Raw genomic sequence first — 17,091 nt, forward strand, 5'->3', positions numbered from 1 at the left:
GATGGCACCTCATCTCGTGAACGAGTTTCCGACCCACCTGTTGATGTGGCAGCGCGTGCGCGAGTACGCCGTGCCACCGTCCATGATCGAGACCGCGACGGCACGGCGCGCCCGGGGCGACTGGGCGGGGGCATGCGCCGCCGCCCGGATCGACGTGGATCTCGATCTGCGCGCCGTGCGGCACCGCCACGGCACCGTTGTCGCCACGCGCCTCCGGACGGATCTGCGCCTGCTCGCGCCGGATCTGCTCCGCTGGCACCTGCCCCGGATCGCCCCTGACGGCCGGCTCCGGCCCGGCCTCACCATCTCGCTGGTCCGCTACGGGTCCGGCGATACCGCAGGGCCACTGCACCTGGTGGTGCGGACACCGCCGGCCTGGGCGGATGCCGGACAGCGCGTCTCGCTCGCCCTGTGGGAGGGGCCGGGGAGCGGCGCTCCCGGGCACCACCCGCATCCGCATCCCGACCGGCGCTTCCGGCTCGACCTGCACCGGCACCTCTGGGATGCCGGTCGGAGCGGTGAACTGGCCCGCCGCTGCGGTGCGGACGGGCCGCCGATCGCGGCGCCGCCCGGTCACCCGTATGCAGCCGGTCACCCGCACGCGTCCGACCAGCCGGTCCCGCCGGATCGCTCGCGCCCGCTGGAGCGAGCTGATCCGCGCGCCGTCCACGAGTCCTGGTGGACCGCGCGGTGGGCCGCCGAGGCGGAGTTGCTGTTGCGGGCGGAGGGACGCTCGCGCGGCGGCTTCACCGTGCGGCTCGGCAGACGCGACCACGCCGTGTTCGAGCTCGTCGCCCCCGACGACAGCCATGCCCCGACGGTCCGGCCGCTGCGGGAGGCGCTGGGGCCGCAGGACGTCGCGGCGCTTCCCGCGCTCCCGGAGGCGGCGATCCGGATCCCGCCGGATCTGGAGCTGCTGCGGGCCGGCCTGGTCACCGTCGAGCGGTTGCACCCGCTCGTCGCCGAGGCACTGGGTGGAACCGGCTCGCCCTCGGCAGCCGCCCGCACGCGCTGGCCCGTTGATCCACACCGGGTGGAGTGCCGCGGCGAGGTCCACCGGATCGCGCTGCGCAACGGGGTGCTGACGGCGATCGATCACGACCTGGCCCAACTGCGCCGGGAAGAACTGCTGGTGGCACTCGGCGGCCCTGCTCTGCCCTGCCTGCGGGCGATCGACGCGGTGCACCGCAGTCCGCAGGCCCTGCCCGCGGTGCGGGAGCGGCTCACCCACGGGGACTTCGCCGGGGCGCTCACCGTGGTCGAGGGGCTGCTCGGCCCCAAAGCGGTCCTGCGTGACGGGCCGCTCCGGGACGAACTGGAGTCGGCCGCGGCCGGCCGCATCGACCACGGGGTCTTCCGTGCGGGGCTGATCGCCGTGCACCCCGCCGCCGGCGCTGCCGGGGGCGGGAACGACCCGGGCGAGCGGCACGCCGAGTGGGGACATCGCCCCCGTCTCGACCGCCACACGCCGCTCGCCCTGCGCCGCAAGCGGAGCAGCCGACCCCGGCCCCGCGCCGGCCTGGCCTCCTGACCGGCTCCCCACGGGCCACTTTCCAGCGCTGCACCCAACCATCCGGCGCACCCACGACTTCCGGGACGGGCTGCCCCGTTCCCCTACCCCATCCCAGGTGATACCTATGACCTCCACCGCTCTCCTGCCGGTTCCGGCCGCCGTCACGCCGTTGTCCAGCCCGTCCGAGGCTGCCGACACCGACACCCAACTCGCCGTCGCCGACGACCTCTTGACCTTGCTGCGGACGACCACGACCAAACCGCGCCCCGACGAGCAGCTCGAAGCGCTCACCCTGGCCGTCGCCGCCGACCTGCCGGTCCTGATCTGGGGCGAGCCGGGCATCGGCAAGACCGCGGCCCTGACCCAGCTCGCCGCCTCCCTCGATCTGCCGCTGACGACCGTCATCGCCAGCGTCCACGAACCGTCCGACTTCTCCGGGCTGCCCATCGTGGGCGACGACCCGGCCGTACAGGGGGTGCCGATGGCACCACCGCAGTGGGCCGTGGAGCTCGTGCGGGCCGGGCGGGGGCTGCTCTTCCTGGACGAACTCTCCACCGCCACCCCGGCCGTCCAGGCCGCGCTGCTCCGGGTCGTCCTGGAGCGGCGGGTCGGCGCACTGCAACTGCCCGCCGGGGTACGGATCGTGGCCGCCGCCAACCCTCGCGCGTCGGCAGCGGACGGCTGGGAGCTGAGCCCGCCGCTGGCCAACCGCTTCGTGCACCTGTACTGGGTGCACGACCGTGAGGTGGTGGTGCGCGGCCTCGGCGGAGTCTGGCCCCGGGCCGAGCTGCCCCGGCTGGCGCCCGGCCGGTTGCCGGAGGCGGTGGCCTTCGCGCGGCTCGCGGTCTGCGGGTTCCTGAACGTCCGGCCGACCCTGATCCACCGACTGCCGACCACGGAGACACGGCGCGGCGGCGCCTGGCCCTCGCCCCGGAGCTGGGAGGCCGCGCTCACCCTGCTGGCCTTCGGTACGGCGGCCGGCGTCTCCCGCGAGGTGCTGGCACTGCTGGTGCGGGGAGCGGTGGGGGACGGTCCGGGGTTCGAACTCCTCGCCCATCTGGACCGGATGGACCTGCCTGACCCGGAGACGCTGCTGGCCGACCCGGCCGCCGCCGAGCTGCCGGCACGGGGTGACCTGCGTCAGGCGACGTTGGAGGCGGTGGTGGCCGCCGTCGGGGCACGGCCGGAGCGAGCGCGGTGGGAGGCGGGCTGGGCGGTGCTGGTACGGGCGCTCGAGACCGGCGCCCCGGACCTGCTGGTCGCCCCGGCAACGGCGTTGGCCGCGTTGCGGCGCGACGACTGGGAGGTGCCGGACGCGGTGGAGCGACTGGTCGGGGTGGTCGGTCTCGCCCGGCGGTCGGACCGCTCGGTGGCTCGGGTCGCGGCGGCGGGCGGCGCCGCGACCGCGACGGGGGCCCACCGATGACGGGGGCCCCGAAGCACCCCGCGCGGCGCCCCGAGCCGTACTCCGAAGCGCGCTCCGAGCCGCGGCCGCTGCCGCGCCCGATGTCCCAACCCGCGCCGCCGCGTCCGGTGCGGACGACAGTGCCGCGGCCACCGGTCGGCTCCGGCACGCCGGTCGGCCGCCCCGGCGAACCGCTGGACACCGAGAAGCTGTTCGCCGCCCGGCTCCATGCGGTGACGGTCCGCCCCTACCTTGCCAGCGCGCTCTTCGCGCTGCACGTGGTCGAGGACCACTCGGTGCCGACGATGGCGGTGGACACCCACTGGCGCTGCTACGTCTCCCCCGGCTTCGTGGCGCGCACCTCGCTGGAGGACCTGGCCGGCGTCTGGGTGCACGAGGTCTCCCACCTCCTGCGGGACCACCACGGGCGGGGCGAGCGGTATGCGCGGGAGCACGAGGAGGACGGGCCGGGCGAGAGGCTGCGGCGCAACATCGCCGCCGACTTCGAGATCAACGACGACATCTACGGCGACGGTCTGCCCGTGCCGGCCGGAGCGGTTCTGCCGTCACTGCTGGCGTTGCCCGACGGGCTGCTGATGGAGGAGTACCTGCGCCTGGCGCCGATGTCCGGGTTCGCCGCGGACCTGGCCTGGCTGGACTGCGGCAGCGGTGCCGACGGGCAGGAACGGCCGTGGGAGCTCGGGCCCGGCGGGGCAGGGGGGCTGACCAGGCTGCAACGGGACGCGGTCCGCTTCCGGGTCGCCGAGGGGATCAAGGGCCGACCGGGCGACGCGCCGCAAGGATGGCGCCGGTGGGCCGACGAGGCGTTCCATCCGCCGCAGCCGTGGCGGCAGTTGCTGGGCGCCGCGATCCGCTCGGCGGCGGGCGCCCCGGGGCTCGGCGAGGACCACAGCTACCGGCGGCCGTCCCGGCGCTCGGCCAGCGTCCCCGGGGCACTGCTGCCGAGCCTGCGCCGCAAGCCGCCCCGCGTCTGTGTAGTGATCGACACCTCCGGCTCGGTGAGCGATGCGGAGCTCGGCAGCGCGCTGCTGGAGGTGGCGGCGATCTCCCGGGCCGTCGGCGGGCGGCGCGACCTGGTGTCGGTGATCTCCTGCGACGCGGCGGCCGGGATCGCCGTCCCACTCTGCCGCGCCGAGAACATCGAACTCGTCGGCGGCGGCGGAACGGACCTGCGCTCCGGCTTCGCCCGGGCCCTGCGTTCCCGGCCCCGCCCCGACGTCATCGTCGCCCTGACCGACGGTCAGACCCCGTGGCCCTCCACGGCACCACCCTGCCGCACCGTCGTTGGCCTCTTCCCCCGCCCCGCCCGCGCCGTGAACGAGGACGATCCCGCCTACCTCCCGGACGCCCCGCCGTCCTGGGCGCGTGTCGTCACGATCGACTGAGCCGGCACTCCGCGAGGGCCCGCGCTTCAGCTCCGGGCCTTCGCTCGACCGAGTAGTCGGCCGTGCGACCATCATCGCGCAGTTCTGGCCCCAGGGGGACCCAGACAAGTTGCGGCAGGCTGGTGCCGACTGGAAGCAGCTCGCCGGGCTGATGAGTCGCGTCGGTACTGAGGGGGACCTTCGGGTCCAGAGAATAACGGCCTCCAGCACCGCGGCCGCGGTCGACTCCTTCGCCGCGAACTGGGCGAAGGTGCACGACGGATGCGCCACCGAAGGGCCGTTGCTGAACAGCATCACCAACGCCGCATACAAACTCGGTGCGGCCTGCGAGTCCTAGCGACGGCAGTTGATGACCTGCGCTCCACACTCCAGGACCTGGCGATCGGCGCTGGCGTCGTGGCCGGCGTCGGCATCGGGCTGACGATTTTCACGCTCGGCATCTCCGACGTCGTTGCGGCTGGAGGTGAGGCGGCCATAGCGGGGGAAGCAGGGGCGGCTGCCCTGGCCATGACCGCCGGGATCGAAGGCAGCGCCGAACTGGCGGTCCTCGCCGAAGCCGAAGCCATCGTCAACGAAGCCGCTGCGTCCCTCATACCGGTCAGCGCCGCGGGCGTCGCCGCCGTCGCAACTGCCGGGGTGGCGCTCGCCTCCGCTACCCCGGCTATGGCCGCCGGGAAGCCGCCGGTGCCGAACACCGTCACCCCTGGCCTACCTCCGCTACCGCCTGCTGCGGACAATCCTTTCAAGGATCTGACGCCCGCCCAGCAGGGACAGGTACAGGCCTGGATGGCGCAAGCCGAGGCCACTGTCGGTCCCCCGAAGCGGTACTGGGTGGCCAATGACCCGCTCAACTCGCGGACTCCTGAGGATGCGGCGCGCCGCGCCTACCAGATCCGCGTGGCCGGCAGCGGTACCTACAGCCTGTACACCACCCTCGATAACCCGAAGAAGCCCGGGACCGAGGCGACGATGAACGCTGACGGCATCCGCCCGCAAGACGGGGCTGCGGTCGACTCCAAGTACATCGGGCAGAAGCCCAACTGCAAGTCCCCGCTCCGACTCAACAACGAGGACAACGTCTTCCACATCGCGTACGAGAACTCGCTGCAGGACCAGACGTGGGAGGCGCAACGGTATGCATCGGCCTTCAAGGATCCGCGGAACGAGCCGATCAATCACCTAGAGGTGATCACCAACGACGAGAAGGGCGCGGCGTACTTCAACGCCATTCTGGCCGCCCAGAACTGCCCGGGATACGTCCGCATCGTGAAGTAGCCTGCGGAGATCCGAGCAACGACAGCACAGGGAGCAGCAGGTGTCGGGCAAGTACTACGTAATGGCGGACGAGGAACGCAATGGCACCTGGGCGTTCGCCCCGGACCAGGTGGAGCAGGCACTGACCGCCCATTGGCCGCAGGCACAGATGGCAGGGCCCATGGGCCAGTTCGACGTATTCGACCTGACGGTCAGCCTCGACGACTCCGAAGAGCCCGTGGAGTTGACCTACTACGCCAACCGGCGGTTCTTCGCGTTCGCCGACCAGGACCCACTCGATGCCCCATTCCGGGTCATCTTCACTGTGCTGAGCACGCTCAGCCAGGAGACGCCGGTCGTGTGGACCACGGATTGGGACGCCACCCCTCACAGGGTTGACCTCTCGGTGGGGCTGCCTGAGCTGCTACGCCCGTTCGAGCTGTAGCCGGCGACAGCGGTCACAGGCCGTCCGGCTGCAAATCTGCCCTCGGGCGGCGAACACGGTCCAGATCGAGGGCCCCCGCCCGTCCTCCGCCACCGCGCCCTCGATCTGGTACGCGGCCGTGGAGACGCCCCAGCGGGAGTCCGCCGGCAGGTCGTGCCGATCCTGCATGCCCAGCCCCTTTCACAAACATGAGGTCACCTCATGTTAGTGGGCCGAGGCTGGAACGCCAGATGCCCGACGCCGGCCTCACCCAGCGGTGACAGCCCGCTCCAGCAGACCGCGTTCTGCCTTCCGCCGGCCGCCGAGTAGCTTCTTGACCCTCACACCGTGTCAGGCATTCAACTCGGAGACATCATGTTCACCATCGGAGACTTCGCCCGGCACGGCCGCGTCTCGGTCCGGATGCTGCGCCACTACGACGCGACCGGCCTGCTGCGCCCGGCCCACGTCGACCCGGCCAGCGGCTACCGCTACTACACGGCCGCCCAGTTGGCCCGCCTCAACCGCGTCATCGCGCTCAAGGACCTCGGCCTGACCCTCCAGCAGGTCCAGGAGATCCTGGACGAGACGGTCACCACCGAGGAACTGCGCGCCATGCTCCGGCTGCGACGGGCTGAGCTGGAGGCCGGCATGGCCGCGGCGGCCATGCGGCTGGTACAGGTCGAGGCAAGGCTCCGAGCGATCGAGAGCGAGGGGCAGATGCCCACGAACGATGTCGTCATCAAGAACGTCCCGGCCGTACGGGTGGCCGAGCTGACCGCGACCGCCGCCAGTTACCAGCCCGAGGACATCGGCCCGGTCATCGGGCCCCTTTACCAGGAGCTGTTCCGGCGACTGGAGGCGGCCGGCATCACTCCCACGGGACCCGGTGTCGCCTACTACGAGGACGCCCCGGAGGGCGGCGGCCGGATCAGCGTTCACGCGGCCGTCCAGGTCGCCGCCCCTCTCCAGGAGGGCCCCTTCCAGGTGCTCGACCTGCCTCCGCTCGAGCAGGCGGCGACCATTGTGCACCGCGGCTCGATGGACACCGTGCTTCCCACCGCCCAGACGCTGGCCCGCTGGATCGACGGCCACGGGTACCGGTCGGCCGGATACCCCCGGGAGATCAACCTGGAGTGCCCGGAGGACCGCGAGGACTGGGTGACGGAACTGCAAGCACCGGTGACCGGGGCCTGACCGAGCACCCTCGGGAAAGCTCGGGGCGGCGCGGCAGTTACGGCCGCGCCGCCCCGGTGCCGGCGTACGCACGCGGACCGTGACGGCTGACAGCTGACAGCTGACAGCTGACGGCCTGCGCGAGTGCCGACCGCGCCTCCTCTGCAAGCCCGCCGCCCTGGCTGAACATGAGTGACGCTCACGACAGTGATTCGCGCACGGTACGCCGGATGCGGCACAGTGGTGTTTGGCCGGCGTGGTTGGACAAGGACGCGAAGCCAGGACGCGAAAGAAGGGCAGGCCCATGGGCGAACGGAGCGCGGGCGGCACCGGCGGGACCACGACGGTCGAGGTGACGGAGCCCGAGTTGCGGCGAAAGCCCGTCCAGCAGCGCAGTCAGGAGCGGCTGGAGCGGATCCTGGACGCCTGCGCGGAGTTGCTCGACGAGCAGGGCGCCGCCGCCCTGACCACCAAGGAGATCGCCGCCCGGGCCCAGGTACCGATCGGCACCCTGTACCAGTTCTTCACCGGCAAGCAGAGCCTGCTGGCGGCGCTCGCCCGGCGCAACCTGCGCCGCTACCTGGACCGGCTCACCAGGCGCCTGGAGGCCGAGAGCCCGCAGGACATCGGTGGCTTCGTGGACCTCGCGGTCGAGGAGTTCGTGGCGATGAAGCGGGCCGTACCCGGCTTCGGCGCGCTGGACTTCGGTCTGACCGGGCCGACCCCGCCCGCCCTGGACGATGTCGAGCACCTGCTCGACCTGACCCTCGACAACAACAGCGCGGTGGCCCAACTGCTGCACCGGCTCACCTCCGAACACCTCTCCGGCGAGGGGCGCAGGCCGGGGCCGCTGGCCCTTCGGGTGGCCCTGGAGTGCGCGGACTCGGTGCTCAAACTCGCCTTCCAGCAGGACCGGGACGGCGATCCGGCACTGATCGCCGAGTGCAAGCTGCTGCTCCGCCGCTATCTCGCCTGAGCGACCCGACGGGGCCCGCCTGCGACGGAACATGAGTTCGGCACACGTACGGCCACGCCAGAAGTTGACCCCCGGAAGGGTCAATTCCCGTGCGGACGGCGCAATCCGAGGCTCACGCGGGCGCGCGCCTGATTATCGTCCTGCTCATGCAAGGCGACGACGAACCGGAGTACCCCGAGCACCCTGCAGTCCCTGCACTCCCAGCCCTCCCAGAGCACCTCGAACACCTCGCGCACCCCGGCGACCACGACCACCACGAGCAGCACGAACATCCCGGCCACCCCTGCCCGTGCGCCTGTCCTCCGCCACCTCCCCCGCCTCCCCCGCCTCCCCCGCCCCACCGCCGCACTCCTGCCCACCCGACCCCCGCTCCCACCCACGCCACCGCCACCGCCACCTCCCCCGCCGCCTCCGCCGCCACCCCCTCCCCGCCGGTACCCACCCCGCACCCCGCCCCGCCCATCACCCACCCCACCCTCGCCGCCCCGCCCCCTCCCGCGCCGAAGCCGCCGCCGGCCCCCGCGCACCCAACACCGGTGCACCCCACCCCCGTCCACCCCGCGCCCGCACCCCCGCCGCCTCCGCCGGTCCTGCCGCCCACCCCGGCGCTGCCCGCTCCTCCCCCGCCCAGCCAGCAGCACGCCGTCACCGTGACACCGACCCATCACCCCGACGACAGCTTCGCCATGCCCGTCGCGGACCCGCAGAACGCCTTCGCCTTCATCGCCATCACCGTCCCGGCCGTCCTCACGGCGGCCGTCACCTTCATCAACCAAACCGCAGGGAGACGTCGTTGAGCATCGGTATCGTGATCGCCGTGGCCCTCGGCGCCGCGCTGGCCGTGGGCATCCTGGCCGTCTTCGGCCGCACCGCCCGGTCGCGCGAGGGCATCTTCTCCGGAGGCGCGCTCAGCTTTCTGGGTTCGGCCTCGCTCTCCTCGTTCATCCTGGTCGCGGCCTTCCTGATCGCCGGCTCCTGGTCCAACCTCAACACCGCCCGTGGGCACACCTGGGACGAGGCGCGGGCGCTCAACGCGGCCTACACGGACGCCGACGACAGCACCCGCCCGCTGCTGCGCTCCTATGTGAGTGATGTGATCGGCCCGGACTTCGAGGCGATGACCCACGGCGACGCGGCTCCCACCGCCTGGGCCGGCCTGGACGCCGTCCGGGCGCATGTCGAGGCTCTTCCCGCCTCGCCCCAACGGGCCACCATGCTGAGCGAGTTGGACGACATCTACACCAAGCGGCAGATCCGCCTGGCGGACGCCTCGCTCTCGCTGCCGGCCCCGCTCTATCCGGCGCTGATCGGCACCGGCCTGCTGGTGCTGCTGTACGCCCCGATCGCCGGATTGACCTTCCAGCGCCGGGAGGCCATCGCACTCGGCCTGGTCGGCTCGGTGGTCGGTTTCGGCATCTACCTGGTGCTGCACATGACGCACCCTTACACCGGCCCGATGCACGTCACCCCGGTGGCCTACCAGCAGAGCCTGGAGCGGTTCACCCAACTCTCCCAGCAGAGCTGACCGGCCCCCCGGTGCAGAGAGCTGACGGTCCATCAGCTACAAATGGAGTCGGCCCGGTTCGGGTGGTGTGCGCGCACCACCCGAACCGGGCCGACCGGTTACCCAGCAGAGGTCAACGTCAGGAGACGTTCACCGCGGCGTCGTCGATGACGAAGCTGGTCTGCAGCGAGGTGTCCTCGACACCGGTGAACTTCAGGGTCACCGTCTGGCCGGCGTAGGCCGACAGGTCGATGGTGCGCTGGGTGTAGCCGGTCGCGGCGTCCACGTTGGAGTAGGTCTTCAGCGTGGTGCCGTTGGCGGTCACGGTCAGCTTGTCGTACGCGGTGCTGCCGGTCTCGGCGGTGTCGACGTGCAGCCAGAAGCTGAACGTCGCCTTGCAGCCCGCCGGGATGGTGACCGACTGCGACAGCGTGTCGGTGTGCGAGCTGCCGTAGCCGTCCATCCAGGCCTTCCAGCTACCGCCGTGCGCGGCCTGGGACGAGGAGTTGTCCACCACGCCACTCGAAGCGGTCCACGGCGCGGCCGAGCCGGTCTCGAAGCCGCCGTTGCCGATCAGCTGCGCCGGGGTGCAGCCACCGCCACCGCCGCCGACCGTCCAGCTGAAGGTGGTGGAGCCGGTCGCGCCGGCCGAGTCCTTGGCGGTCACGGTCACGGTGTAGCTGCCGGCGGTGCTCGCGGTGCCGGTGATCAGGCCCGAGGAGCTGATCGACAGGCCGGTCGGCAGACCGGTGGCCGAGTAGGTCAGCGTGCCGCTGCCGCCGCTGGCCTTGATCTGCAGGCTGACCGCGCCGCCCTGGGCGGTGCTCTGGTTGCCCGGGTTGGTGACGGTGACCCCGCCGGTCGGCAGCGAGCCGACGTTGACGGCGGCCCAGGCGGTGGCGACCGCGTTGTACTCGGCGCTGTTGGCGCCGTACAGGTCGGTCGCGGCGGCCAGCGTCGCGGTACGCGCACCCGCGTAGTTGGTGGTCGAGGTCATGTGCGCGGTGAGCGCCTGGTACCAGATGTGCAGCGCCTTGTCGCGGCCGATGCCGTTGACCGTGATGTTGTTGATCGTCGGGCTGTTGTAGTTCACCCCGTTGATGGTCTTCGCGCCGCTGCCCTCGGAGAGCAGGTAGAAGAAGTGGTTGGCCACGCCCGAGGAGTAGTGCACGTCGAGGTTGCCGACACTGGAGGACCAGGAGTCGGCCGAGTTGCCGTCCTTGGAGGGCTTGTCCATGTAGCGCAGCGGGGTGCCGTCACCGTTGAGGTTGACCAGCTCGCCGATCAGGTAGTCCGGCTTGTCGCTGGCCAGGTTGGCGTACCACTCGACGCCGGTGCCCAGGATGTCCGAGGTGGCCTCGTTCAGGCCGCCGGGCTCGCCCGAGTAGTTCAGGCCCGCGGTGTTGGAGGTGACGCCGTGGGTCATCTCGTGGCCGGAGACGTCGATCTCGGTCAGCGGGTGGGTGTTGCTGGCACCGTCGCCGTAGGTCATGCAGAAGCAGCCGTCGTCCCAGAACGCGTTGGTGTAGTTGCTGTCGTAGTGCACCCGGCTGAAGGCGCCGACACCGTCGTTGCGGATACCGCTGCGGCCGAAGGTGTTCTTGTAGAAGTCCCAGGTCGCGGCGGCGCCGTACTGGGCGTCCACGGCGGCCGACTCGCGGTTGCTCGCGGAGCCGTTGCCCCAGGTGTCGCTGGACTTGGTGAAGAGCGTGCCGTTCCCGGAGGTGCCGTTGGCCATGTCGGTGGTGTACTGGCCGCCGCGGGTGCCGTCCTTCAGCTGGAAGGTGCTGCCCGACTGGGTGGTGGTCAGCGGGACCTGGCCGACGAAGACACCGGTGCCGGTGCCGGTCTCGATGGTCTCGGTCTTGCTCAGCACCGCGCCGGTGGTGGCGTCGGTGATCACCTGCAGCCGGCTCGGGGTACCGTCGGCCTGCTTGCCCGCGACCAGCGTCTTGTAGGCGAGCTTCGGGGCGTCGCCCTGGGCCCAGACGACCAGCTGCGGGGCCGCGTTGAGGGTCGCACCGGACTCGGCGGCCAGCGCATCGGCCTGCGCCTTGGGCGCGGCGACAGCGGGCGTGGTGCCGAGGCCGTCCAGGCTCGCGGAGTTGGCACGGTCCACGCTCTTGGTGGCGCCCGCGCCGTCCTGGTGGACGATCAGGTCGCCGCCGAGGACCGGCAGTCCGGCGTAGGTGCGGTCGTAGCGCAGGTGCTTGGCGCCGTTGGCGTCGATCACCACGTCCTTGGCGACCAGCTTCTCCTGGCTGCCGAGGCCGATGGCCTGGGCGAGCGCCGCGCTCTGCGCGTTGGCGCCGGCCAGCAGCTGGGCGTGCGCGGTGGCGGCCTGCTGGACCGCGGCGGGGGCCGGGGTGGCGGCCTGGGCGATGACCGGGATGCCGGTGGCGAGCAGTGCAGTGGTCGCGGCGAGAGCAGCCAGGGATATCCGGGCAGGCGTGTAGCGAGACAAGTTCTACTCCTTGACCGACCGGGCGCGGGGTCACGTCCGGTGGTGAGAAGCTGGCCGCGGGGTTGCGGCACAGCGCGGCCCTGCCACTGGTCGGCGGCGCGGGCACGTCACGTTTGGCGCTTGGGGTGGCGCAGGAGCCGGTGACGCTCTGTGGGGTGACGCTCTGTGAGGTGGTGCGATGTGGGGTGGTGCGATGTGCGGTGGGGAGTCGCCCCCGATTTGGGGTGGGGAGCGATGGGGGGAATCGTGACAGCTGACAGCCCATCAGTGACAGATGCACGTCAGAATTTGGCCGGTTAGAACAGTTAAGCGATCACGTGTCTTGACAGGGCCTTGACCCTCCGGCCTTCCATGAGAGTTCGCTAAACACCCGGCAAGTAGCGGTAGCGGCCGACGGGTTTCGGCCATTCGGCTGGCCGACGCCGACCGCCGGTGCCCGCCTGCTGAGCCGGATCGACGGGGCGGCGGTCCGATGATCGACAATGTCAGCCATGAGGACCATCTCCGCGCTCGGCGGACTGCTGCTGCTGGCACTCACCCTCGCCAGCATCCTGCGCACCCTGGTGGTGCCTCGCGGGCTCTACTCCTCGCTGGTGTTCCGGCTGTGGCGGACCTTCCGCGCGACGCTGCACGGCTTCGCCCGCCTGTTCGGCAACAGCTACCGCTCGCACGACCGGGCCCAGGCCTGGTTGGCCCCCCTGGTCCTGGTCGGCATGCTGGCCTGCTGGCTGATCGCGCTGCTCGCCAGCTTCACCATGCTGCTGTACGCCAGCTCGGACCTGTCCTGGAACGTCGCGCTGCGCGAGGCCGGTTCCAGCCTGTTCACCCTCGGCTTCGCCAGCGGCGACCGGCTGCGGCTCTCCGCCCTGGACTTCCTGGCCGCCGCCAGCGGACCGCTGGTGATCGCGCTGCAGATCGCCTACCTGCCCACCCTCTACAGCACCTACAACCGGCGCGAACTCGAGGTCACGCTGCTGCAGTCACGGGCCGGCGAGCCCGCCTGGGGCCCGGAGCTGCTCGCCCGGCAGTCCCTGGTGGACACCGAGACGGCGCTGCCGCAGCTCTACCGGGACTGGGAGCGGCTGGCCGCCGAGCTCGGCGAGAGCCACTCCAACTACCCGGTGCTGCTCTCCTTCCGCTCCCCGCAGCCCTACCGCAGTTGGATCGTCGGCCTGATCGCGGTGATGGACGCCGCCGCGATCCAACTGGCCGTCAGCCCGCGCAGCGCACCGCCGGAGGCCCGGCTGGTGCTGCGCGCCGGGTTCACCGCGCTGCGCGACATCGCCAGGGTGGTGCGGATCGACTACGACCCCGACCCGGACCCGAACACCCCGATCCGGCTCAGCTACGACGAGTTCGACGCCGCCGTGACCATGATCGTCGCGGCCGGGTTCGAGGTGGAGCGGCCGACCATACTGGCCTGGCCGCACTTCCACGGCTGGCGGGTCAACTACGAGCCCATCGCCTACGAGCTGGCGCGCCGCGGCGACGCCGTACCCGCGCTGTGGACCGGCAGCCGCGACTTCCCGGCCGCCCCGATCCCGCCGCGCCGCCCGGCCGACCGCCAGCCCGGCGCCACCGCCTGACGGCCGTTCGGCGCCCCGGACAGGTACCCGGCACCGGCCTGAGCGCCGGCCTGACGGTCGCTCAGCGCGGCGCGCAGCGCCGGAGCCAGGATCCGGCGCAGGTCGGCGGCGGACATCGCGGCGGCGGCGCCGGTCGGGTTGAGGTAGCGGGTGAAGATCAGACCGCCGATCACGGTCACCGCCGCGGTGGCCCGCTCGGTGGCGTCCGGGCCGCCGAGATATTCAGCGATCCGGTTGGTCACCTCACGTTCGATGAACCCCGGCACCACCTTCAGCACGTCCTCGTCGAGCAGCGCCGCGTGGTCGAGCGAGAGCCACGGTGGGCTCGCCGGGTCGGTCTGCTCCCAGGCACTGGTGACGGCGTGCAGGATCCGGTCGGCGACGAAGGCCCGGTCCCCCTTCAGCGCCTCCTCCAGCCCGAACTCCCCGCGCAGCGCACCTGCAGGGCCTCGCCGAAGAGTCCCTGCTTGGAGCCGAAGTGGTAGCTGATCAACGCCGGATCCACCTGGGCCGCGGCCGCCACCGCGCGCAGCGTGGTGCCCCGGTAGCCGTCGCGCAGGAAGAGCTCGCGCGCCACCGCCGTGATGCGCGCCTTGGTGGGCGGATTGCCGGGCGGGCGGCCGCGCGATTTATTCATCAACGTTGAATACCACGCGGCGGCGCGGCAGTGTCAAGGGCATCCAGAGCGAATCGACTCCCCCGCTGGTGGCGGGGTACCTGAGGAGTGCCCACATGCGTATTGCCGTCTTCGGTGCCAACGGTCCGACCGGCCGGCAGTTGACCGAGCAGGCCCTGGCCGCCGGCCACCAGGTCACCGCGGTCACCCGCCGGCCGTCGGCCTTCACCGCTCGCGCCGGCCTCACCGTGGCCCAGGCCGATGTTGCCGATCCGCCGGCCGTCGAGCAGGCGGTGGCCGGCCAGGACGCGGTGCTGTCCGCGCTCGGCGTACCGTTCAGCAAGCAGCCGATCACCGTCTACTCACAGGGCATCACCCACATCATGGCCGCGATGGAGCGTCAGGGCGTCAAGCGACTGCTGGCCGTCAGCTCCAGCGTGACCGACCCGAACTGGCGTCCCAGCAACGCCTTCTTCTTCAACAACGTGCTCGACCCGCTGGTCAACCGCAAGCTCGGCCGCACCCTGCACGCGGACATGCGCCGGATGGAGGCGCTGATCCGGCAGAGCGCGCTGGACTGGACGATCGCCCGCCCGTCCGGCCTCTTTGACCACCCCACGGTCACCGCCCACGAGCTCGCCGTCGACGCCGCAGACGGCCTCTTCACCGCTCGCGCCGACCTGGCGGCGAGCATGCTGGCGCAGTTGACCGACGACCGTTTCGTCCGCCGGGCGATGGCGGTCATCACCACCGAGGCGAAGCCGAGCATCCTCAAGTTGATCTGGAACGAGGGCATCAAGAAGAAGTGAGAGGAATTGTCGGAAAAGCAAGCGATTTCACGCTAGTCATATTGACGCATCATCAGCGAATAGCGCCCGCAAGTGAGCGTTTCCGCAGCTCATACCATGCGAGCGCTCGAATCCCAACGGGGGCGCGCGCATAGTCGCGCACCTCTCCACAGGCTCAGGAATTGCCCATAGTCCCCCACGACTACCGTCGGCATGCGATGGAATCGGACTGGCAGCGGATTTCACTCGTTTGCCGACGACCGTGAATGGGAGAGAGATTCCATGTCGATCGAGACCGGGCCGGCCCCGACCGAACCCCAGCAGGCGCAGGGCAGGGCTCAGCTCAGCCTGAGCACCGTAGCGGCACGCAACCTCGCCACCACGACCAAGTCCGAGCCGCAGATGCAGGGGATCAGCTCGCGCTGGCTGCTGCGCGCGCTGCCCTGGGTGCAGGTCTCCGGCGGCACCTACCGGGTCAACCGCCGGCTGAGCTACGCGGTCGGTCGCGGCCGCGTGAGCTTCGTGAAAACCGGGTCCGAGGTGCGGATCGTGCCACCCTCGCTGCGCGAGGTGCCCGTGCTGCGCGGCCTGGAGGACGACGCGGTGCTCGACCAGCTCGCCGCCCGGTTCACCCAGCGGGAGGTGGCCGCCGGCGAGGTGCTGGTCGAGGCCGGGCAGCCGATCGACGAGGTCTACATCATCGCGCACGGCAAGATCAACAAGATCGGCATCGGCAAGTACGGCGAGACCACCGTGCTCGGCCACCTGGCCGACGGCGACCACCTCGGCGACGAGGCCGTGCGCCAGTCCGACTCCCTGTGGGAGTACACCGTCAAGGCCGCCACGGCCGCCACCGTCCTCACCCTCCCCTGGGGCGCGTTCCAGGACCTGGTCGACCGCTCCCCCGAGCTGCGCCGACAGATCACCGACTACCTGGACAGCCACGGGCAGGCACAGAACCAGCACGGCGAGGCCGAGATCGAGCTGGCCGCCGGTCACGACGGCGAACCCGATCTGCCCAGCACCTTCGTCGACTACGAACTCGCGCCGCGCGAGTACGAGCTGAGCGTGGCGCAGACCGTGCTGCGGGTGCACAGCCGGGTCGCCGACCTGTTCAACGACCCGATGAACCAGATCGAGCAGCAGTTGAAGCTCACCATCGAGGCGCTGCGCGAGCGCCAGGAGTTCGAGCTGGTCAACAACGAGGACTTCGGCCTGCTCGCCAACGCCGAGTACGACCAGCGGATCCAGACCCACTCCGGCCCGCCCACCCCCGACGACCTCGACGAGCTGCTCAGCATGCGCCGCGAGACCACCCACCTCTTCGCCCACCCGAAGGCCATCGCCGCCTTCGGTCGGGAGTGCAGCCGGCGCGGCATCTACTTCGGCAGCGCCGACATCGGCGGCCACCACATCCCCGCCTGGCGCGGCGTCCCGATCTTCCCCTGCGGCAAGATCCCGGTGGTCGGCGGCCACACCTCCTCGATCATCGCGATGCGCGCCGGCGAGAACAACCAGGGCGTGGTCGGCCTGCACCAGATCGGCATCCCCGACGAGTACGAGCCCGGGCTCAACGTGCGCTTCATGGGCATCAACGAGAAGGCCGTCATCTCCTACCTGGTCAGCACCTACTACTCGGCGGCGGTCCTGGTGCCCGACGCGCTGGGGGTGCTGGAGAACGTCGAGGTCTCCCGTCCGCGTGACTGAGACCACGGCCGCCCGGCGGCGGCGGACGATGAAGGACGACGATGGAAGGTGAGCTGACGTGGCGTCACCGCTGAGTCGGATCACCGCTCCGGCTGCCCCGGGTGAGCTGGCCACGCTGGTCACCGCACTGCTGGCTGCCCCGCCGACCGCGCCGGGGCAGCCGGCGTGGGGGACGGTGGGGCGGCCGGCCCCTCAACCCGCGACCGCCCGGCCCGCCGCTCCCCGACCCACGGCCGCCCCACCGCCGTCCAATCCACCGCCGCCCAATCCGC

Annotated in this window: 17 protein-coding genes and 1 pseudogene; 13 read left to right on the plus strand and 5 right to left on the minus strand. The window is 71.4% G+C overall.

The annotated features are described in order from the left end of the window. The first annotated feature begins 1 nt into the window (after position 1). The 6 genes from BR98_RS13620 to BR98_RS13645 all read left to right on the plus strand — a co-directional run bounded on the left by BR98_RS13620 (position 2) and on the right by BR98_RS13645 (position 6,023). Positions 2-1,531, plus strand: a complete 1,530-nt coding sequence (locus BR98_RS13620) for a hypothetical protein (RefSeq protein WP_035844722.1) — start codon at positions 2-4, stop codon at positions 1,529-1,531. Between the two features lie 106 nt (positions 1,532-1,637). Continuing rightward, complete coding sequence (locus tag BR98_RS13625; protein ID WP_035844724.1) at positions 1,638-2,939, plus strand: sigma 54-interacting transcriptional regulator; 1,302 nt, start codon at positions 1,638-1,640, stop codon at positions 2,937-2,939. Continuing rightward, the gene (locus BR98_RS13630; protein WP_232247407.1) at positions 2,936-4,324 is read left to right on the plus strand and encodes a vWA domain-containing protein; all 1,389 of its coding nucleotides are present in this window, start codon (positions 2,936-2,938) and stop codon (positions 4,322-4,324) included. Before BR98_RS13625 ends, BR98_RS13630 begins: the two co-directional genes overlap by 4 nt. Further along, positions 4,305-4,661: a WXG100-like domain-containing protein gene (locus tag BR98_RS42775; protein ID WP_035844728.1), complete on the plus strand. Its 357-nt coding sequence runs from the start codon at positions 4,305-4,307 to the stop codon at positions 4,659-4,661. The genes BR98_RS13630 and BR98_RS42775 overlap by 20 nt, the downstream gene beginning before the upstream one ends. Positions 4,662-4,720: 59 nt before the next feature. Further along, positions 4,721-5,599 (plus strand): restriction endonuclease fold toxin-2 domain-containing protein, encoded by an 879-nt coding sequence (locus BR98_RS13640; RefSeq protein WP_157537739.1) that lies wholly within the window; start codon positions 4,721-4,723, stop codon positions 5,597-5,599. Between the two features lie 40 nt (positions 5,600-5,639). Beyond that, positions 5,640-6,023, plus strand: a complete 384-nt coding sequence (locus BR98_RS13645) for a hypothetical protein (protein ID WP_035844732.1) — start codon at positions 5,640-5,642, stop codon at positions 6,021-6,023. On the opposite strand, the gene BR98_RS37910 is transcribed toward BR98_RS13645, so the two are convergent. Further along, complete coding sequence (locus BR98_RS37910) at positions 6,003-6,191, minus strand: family 1 glycosylhydrolase (RefSeq protein WP_035844734.1); 189 nt, start codon at positions 6,189-6,191, stop codon at positions 6,003-6,005. The genes BR98_RS13645 and BR98_RS37910 overlap by 21 nt on opposite strands. A gap of 186 nt (positions 6,192-6,377) precedes the next feature. On the opposite strand from BR98_RS37910, the gene BR98_RS13655 reads away from it, so the two are divergent. Next, positions 6,378-7,199, plus strand: a complete 822-nt coding sequence (locus tag BR98_RS13655; RefSeq protein WP_035844736.1) for a MerR family transcriptional regulator — start codon at positions 6,378-6,380, stop codon at positions 7,197-7,199. Between the two features lie 283 nt (positions 7,200-7,482). Beyond that, the gene (locus BR98_RS13660) at positions 7,483-8,154 is read left to right on the plus strand and encodes a TetR family transcriptional regulator (protein ID WP_083976553.1); all 672 of its coding nucleotides are present in this window, start codon (positions 7,483-7,485) and stop codon (positions 8,152-8,154) included. Positions 8,155-8,234: 80 nt separating this feature from the next. Here BR98_RS13660 and BR98_RS13665 read toward each other — a convergent pair whose 3' ends face one another. Continuing rightward, positions 8,235-8,426 (minus strand): hypothetical protein, encoded by a 192-nt coding sequence (locus BR98_RS13665; RefSeq protein ID WP_157537741.1) that lies wholly within the window; start codon positions 8,424-8,426, stop codon positions 8,235-8,237. A 264-nt stretch (positions 8,427-8,690) separates the two neighbouring features. Between BR98_RS13665 and BR98_RS39320 the strand changes: the two genes are divergently transcribed. Further along, complete coding sequence (locus tag BR98_RS39320; RefSeq protein ID WP_157537743.1) at positions 8,691-8,951, plus strand: hypothetical protein; 261 nt, start codon at positions 8,691-8,693, stop codon at positions 8,949-8,951. Further along, positions 8,948-9,679 (plus strand): bestrophin-like domain, encoded by a 732-nt coding sequence (locus BR98_RS13670; RefSeq protein ID WP_035844740.1) that lies wholly within the window; start codon positions 8,948-8,950, stop codon positions 9,677-9,679. Before BR98_RS39320 ends, BR98_RS13670 begins: the two co-directional genes overlap by 4 nt. 118 nt (positions 9,680-9,797) lie before the next feature. Here BR98_RS13670 and BR98_RS13675 read toward each other — a convergent pair whose 3' ends face one another. Continuing rightward, positions 9,798-12,122 carry a M4 family metallopeptidase gene (locus tag BR98_RS13675; protein WP_035844742.1) on the minus strand — a complete coding sequence of 775 codons (2,325 nt, stop codon included), beginning with the start codon at positions 12,120-12,122 and terminating at the stop codon, positions 9,798-9,800. Between the two features lie 491 nt (positions 12,123-12,613). On the opposite strand from BR98_RS13675, the gene BR98_RS41240 reads away from it, so the two are divergent. Beyond that, on the plus strand, positions 12,614-13,708 hold the full coding sequence (locus BR98_RS41240; protein WP_035844744.1) for a hypothetical protein: 1,095 nt from the start codon (positions 12,614-12,616) through the stop codon (positions 13,706-13,708). A gap of 122 nt (positions 13,709-13,830) precedes the next feature. On the opposite strand, the pseudogene BR98_RS41245 reads toward BR98_RS41240, so the two are convergent. Further along, positions 13,831-14,142: pseudogene (locus BR98_RS41245) on the minus strand (TetR/AcrR family transcriptional regulator); the annotation flags it as partial. After that, entirely contained in the window at positions 14,109-14,345 is a 237-nt protein-coding gene (locus tag BR98_RS41250) for a TetR family transcriptional regulator (protein ID WP_063774786.1), read from the minus strand. The pseudogene BR98_RS41245 and the gene BR98_RS41250, both read right to left, overlap by 34 nt. A 95-nt stretch (positions 14,346-14,440) precedes the next feature. Between BR98_RS41250 and BR98_RS13690 the strand changes: the two genes are divergently transcribed. Then, positions 14,441-15,133 (plus strand): NAD(P)-dependent oxidoreductase, encoded by a 693-nt coding sequence (locus BR98_RS13690; RefSeq protein ID WP_035844746.1) that lies wholly within the window; start codon positions 14,441-14,443, stop codon positions 15,131-15,133. A 261-nt stretch (positions 15,134-15,394) separates the two neighbouring features. Further along, entirely contained in the window at positions 15,395-16,819 is a 1,425-nt protein-coding gene (locus BR98_RS13695) for a family 2B encapsulin nanocompartment shell protein (RefSeq protein WP_035844748.1), read from the plus strand. Positions 16,820-17,091: the final 272 nt, after the last annotated feature.

This window comes from Kitasatospora azatica KCTC 9699 (genome assembly GCF_000744785.1).
Classification (GTDB): Bacteria; Actinomycetota; Actinomycetes; order Streptomycetales; family Streptomycetaceae; genus Kitasatospora; species Kitasatospora azatica.